The organism is Streptosporangium sp. G11 (assembly GCF_051192615.1).
In the GTDB taxonomy this organism is placed as follows: Bacteria; Actinomycetota; Actinomycetes; order Streptosporangiales; family Streptosporangiaceae; genus Streptosporangium.
Map to the genome: position 1 here is coordinate 1 of NZ_JBPJUQ010000200.1, position 4,271 is coordinate 4,271.

At 66.1% G+C, this 4,271-nt stretch carries 5 protein-coding genes; 4 read left to right on the plus strand and 1 reads right to left on the minus strand.

What is annotated here, in order from left to right; translation table 11 throughout:
- Positions 1-203: 203 nt before the first annotated feature.
- Positions 204-644 carry a Fur family transcriptional regulator gene (locus ACSDR0_RS49500; RefSeq protein ID WP_435295941.1) on the minus strand — a complete coding sequence of 147 codons (441 nt, stop codon included), beginning with the start codon at positions 642-644 and terminating at the stop codon, positions 204-206.
- 50 nt (positions 645-694) lie between these two features.
- On the opposite strand from ACSDR0_RS49500, the gene ACSDR0_RS49505 reads away from it, so the two are divergent.
- The 4 genes from ACSDR0_RS49505 (at position 695) to ACSDR0_RS49520 (ending at position 4,227) form a co-directional block, all read left to right on the plus strand.
- Entirely contained in the window at positions 695-1,627 is a 933-nt protein-coding gene (locus ACSDR0_RS49505; RefSeq protein ID WP_435295942.1) for a metal ABC transporter solute-binding protein, Zn/Mn family, read from the plus strand.
- Positions 1,624-2,472, plus strand: coding sequence for a metal ABC transporter ATP-binding protein (locus ACSDR0_RS49510; RefSeq protein ID WP_435295943.1), 849 nt, complete (start codon positions 1,624-1,626; stop codon positions 2,470-2,472). Before ACSDR0_RS49505 ends, ACSDR0_RS49510 begins: the two co-directional genes overlap by 4 nt.
- Positions 2,469-3,380, plus strand: coding sequence for a metal ABC transporter permease (locus ACSDR0_RS49515; RefSeq protein WP_435295944.1), 912 nt, complete (start codon positions 2,469-2,471; stop codon positions 3,378-3,380). The genes ACSDR0_RS49510 and ACSDR0_RS49515 overlap by 4 nt, the downstream gene beginning before the upstream one ends.
- A 628-nt stretch (positions 3,381-4,008) precedes the next feature.
- On the plus strand, positions 4,009-4,227 hold the full coding sequence (locus ACSDR0_RS49520) for a hypothetical protein (RefSeq protein WP_435295945.1): 219 nt from the start codon (positions 4,009-4,011) through the stop codon (positions 4,225-4,227).
- Positions 4,228-4,271: the final 44 nt, after the last annotated feature.

The following is a 4,271-nucleotide window of genomic DNA, read 5'->3' on the forward strand; positions in this document are numbered from 1 at the left end:
TCTACTACGCTCAACACCAGCCCGAACCGACGGCTGGAGTCAGCCCGTAGAGCCTCCACCGAACCCGGATCGCTTCAGTGTCGTGGGTGTCGGCTGGATGGAGTGGCCTTCCCGCTCTCCGGTCTGTGATGTTGGTGATGGTCTTGTCCGCTTGGCCCTCTTGCCGGGTGCAGGGCGAGGTTCGTCTTCCTGTGACCGATCGGTCAGGGGAGGGGTGTGCAGTTGCCGCAGATGCCGTACACCTCCTCGACCTGGAAGCCGTCCACTCGCTCCTCTGTTCCTTGTTCTGTGACGAGTCCGCAGATGCGGCAGATCAGGTGGTGGTGCCGAGTGGGGCCGCAGAGTCGGTAGGTGGTTTCGCCTGCCTGGGTGAAGGCGTGTGCGAGGCCTGCGTCCACGAGTGAGGACAGGGCGCGGTAGACGGTTGTCAGGCCGATTGCCTTGTCTCGCGCCAGGAGTCCGGTGTGCAGCTTTCGGGCTGTGGTCGGGCCGTTTTCGGCGGTCAGCACTTCCAGTACCAGTACGCGTTTTCGCGTTGCCCGGATGCCGGCTGCGCGGAGTCGGGTGTGCCACCGGGGTGGCTCTGACATGTTGATCATCACTCCGGCTTGACAATGGTTTTCACTTTCTACAGGGTTGTCCACCAAAGCACCAGATTGAAACGAAAATCGTTATTGATCTAGGAAGGTCCGGCATGCATCTCATGCGTTCCGCCGCTCTCTGTGCCCTGGCGCTGCTGATGGCCGGATGCGGCGCGTCATCCTCACCCGCGTCGCAGCCCACCTCCTCGGCGACCGGAAGCACGCCGCCTTCGACGCCCATCACCGTGGTGGCCTCGACCAACGTCTACGGAGACATCGTCAAGCAGGTGGGCGGCGACAGGGTCGCGGTGACCTCGATCATCTCCGATCCCGCGCAGGACCCGCATTCCTACGAGGCCAACACTCAGAACCAGCTCGCACTGTCCAAGGCCAAGGTCGTCGTCGAGAACGGCGGCGGGTACGACGACTTCGTCGACACCATGATCAAATCCAGTGGCAACTCCTCTGCGGAGATCATCAACGCTGTTGCCGTCTCCGGCAGGACGGCACCCGCCGGCGGCGAACTCAACGAACACATCTGGTACGACTTCCCCTCGGTCGCCAAGATCGCCGACCGGATCTCCGCGGCTCTGACCAAGGCCGACCCCGCCTCGGCGGCCACCTTCACCGCCAATGCGGACGCCTTCAAGAACAAGCTCCAGCCGCTGGTCGACCACGAGGCGAAGATCGCCGCTGATGCGGGCGGCGCCGCGGTGGCCATCACCGAGCCCGTCCCGCTGTACGTCCTGGACGCCGCGGGATTGAAGAACCTCACTCCTGAGGAGTTCAGCGAGGCCATCGAGGAGGGCAACGACGTCTCTGCCGAGGTCCTGCGCGAGACGCTCGCCCTGCTCAGCGACAAGAAGGTCGAGGCCCTGGTCTACAACGAGCAGACGAGCGGGCCGCAGACCGAGCAGCTCAAGAAGGCGGCCGAGGACAACGGCATCCCGGTGGTGACGCTCACCGAGACCCTGCCCGAGGGCGAGGACTACATCGGCTGGATGACCGCCAACCTCGATGCTCTGCAAGCCGCTCTCGCGACATGACCGGCCCCGTTGACGTCGCGGCTTCGCGTCGCGGGGAGGTGACGGGCGACGGCGACGTCACGCTGAGCCTGGTCGGCGCGGGGCTCGCCTACGGCGATCGGATCCTGTGGCGGGGCCTGGACCTGGACCTGCGACGCGGCGAGTTCGTCGCGGTCCTGGGACCGAACGGGTCGGGTAAGACCAGTTTCCTGCGCGTCCTTCTCGGTCAGCAGGCGCTGTCGGCGGGCACTTTGACGGTGGGCGGGCGGCCGGTTCGCCGGGGGAGCGATCTGATCGGGTACATCCCGCAGCAGCGGGCCGTCGCCGCGCAGACCCCGCTGCGGGGCCGTGACCTGGTCCGGCTCGGCGTGGACGGGCACCGCTGGGGTTTTTCCGTCGACGGGCGGCGCTCGCGACGGCGAGTGGAGGAGCTCCTGGAGGCCGTGGGCGCTACGGCGTTCGCCGACGTTCCCCTCGCTTCGCTGTCGGGCGGTGAGCAGCAACGGCTGCGCGTTGCTCAGGCCCTCGCCACCGACCCGGCCATTTTGCTCTGTGACGAGCCTTTGCTGTCGCTGGATCTGCACCACCAGCAGGTGGTGGCCGGTCTGGTGGACGCGCGACGGCGTTCCTGCGCCACCTCGGTGGTGTTCGTCACGCATGAGATCAACCCGATCCTGGAGATGGTCGATCGGGTGCTCTACCTCGCCGGGGGACGGTTCCTCATCGGCGCCCCTGAGGAGGTCATGACCTCCCAGACCTTGTCCGACCTGTACGAAAGCCCGGTGGAGGTGCTTCGGGTCCGCGGCAGGTTCGTGGTCGTGGGTGCCCCGGGTTCCTACGACCACGGCGGAGAGCCTCCAGCATGACCGGCGATATCTGGCAGCAGATCTTCAACTACGACAACTACGGCGAGTTGTTGTTCCTGGTCCGTAACTCTCTTGTCGCAGGAGCGATGCTGGGCCTGGTGGGTGGCATCATCGGCACCTTCGTCATGATGCGTGATCTCGCCTTCGCCGTGCACGGTGTCGCGGAGCTCTCCTTCGCCGGCGCCTCCGCGGCGTTGCTGGTCGGTGTGAACGTCGCCGCGGGCTCCCTGGCCGGCTCGATCGTCGCGGCGCTGATCATTGGCGCTCTGGGGGTACGTGCTCGGGACCGCAATTCGATCATCGGGGTGTTGATGCCGTTTGGTCTCGGTCTGGGGGTGCTGTTCCTGGCCCTGTACAAGGGGCGGGCGGCGAACAAGTTCGGGTTGTTGACCGGTCAGATCGTCGCGGTCGACACGGTGCAGATGACCTGGTTGATCAGTACCTGCGTGGTGGTCTTGATGGGTCTTTGCGTGCTCTGGCGGCCTCTCACGTTCGCCAGCCTGGATCCCGATGTCGCCGCCGCCAGGGGCGTTCCGGTCCGGGCGCTGTCCTCCGTCTTCATGGTTCTTCTTGGTCTGTCGGTGGCCGTTTCCATCCAGGTCGTGGGCGCGCTGCTGGTGCTCGCCCTGCTCGTCACCCCCGCCGCGGCGGCCATGCGGATCAGCGCCTCACCGGGCTTGGTCACGCTGCTCAGCGTCGTGTTCGCTCTCACCTCGATACTGGGTGGCATCCTGCTGGCGCTGGGCAGCAGCATCCCGATCAGCCCGTACGTCACCACCATCTCCTTCACCATCTACCTGGTCTGCCGAGGGGTGGGGGTACTGCGCACCCGCGCGGGAAGCAGGTTTTCCGGGCCGCCTTCGGCTCGAGGGAAAGATACGCGCCATCTGTCGATGCGCCTGAGGTAATCACCGTTCTTCGGGTGAGTGGTTAACGTCGAGGTGTGCTCGCGGTTCAGGCTTCACTCGATGTTCTCAAGGGCCTCGACCCCGAAAGCGGTCGCCGAATACCAAGCAGACTGTCGATCGCCTAGCCGAAAGTCGACTCGGTCAACGCCACGCTACTGTCGCAACGGGGCTAGCGCCTCCCAACATGCTCGGGTCTTGCCGGTGGAGGATCCGCCCACCAGTACCGCGATCTGACTGCTCCCGGCCCTGGCCCGCTTCACCACCGCGCCCAGTGCTCGGTCATGGTCGCGTTGTACGTATATCGGCAGCTCAGGCAGATCCGCGCCTCCGCCATCGACGTCACTGCCGGCATCGATGGCGTGGTGTACCTCCAGCTGGAACGGATTGCTCACCTGCTTCAGCGGCCACCCTGGGGACAACCGCTCCAGCGCGGCGCGGCGCGGCTCTGCTTGGCCGGCACCGCGGCGCGGGTCCCTCTCGCGCGCTGGCGGGCCTCGGCGGTGTAGGTGACGGGTGGTTTTCGACGTGGAACGGCCACCGCGCGATGCTCCGAGTACGACCAAGTGCCCGGAGGTGTGTGGTGGCCGTCGTTTCGAGTGTGCTCTTACCGAACCCATCTCGCCAAGGGGTGGCCTGCCTGGCGGTGTTCCGGCAGGAGCTGATGGGCTGCTTCACCCGTCGCTCGGATGCATTGTTCGAGCTCGCCGATGCCGTGCTGGCCGCCGGGCTGGTGCTCTCGTTGCCGCACCTGTCGCTGGATCCGCTGCACCGGCGCGGACACGGCAGCGTGTATGCCGCACTGGCCAAGGACCGTGACCGTGCACGCCTGGAGCGGGCTGCACGCTAAAACCCAGCAGCATGACGGGCACGGCAGTCGCGGTCCGCGCCCGA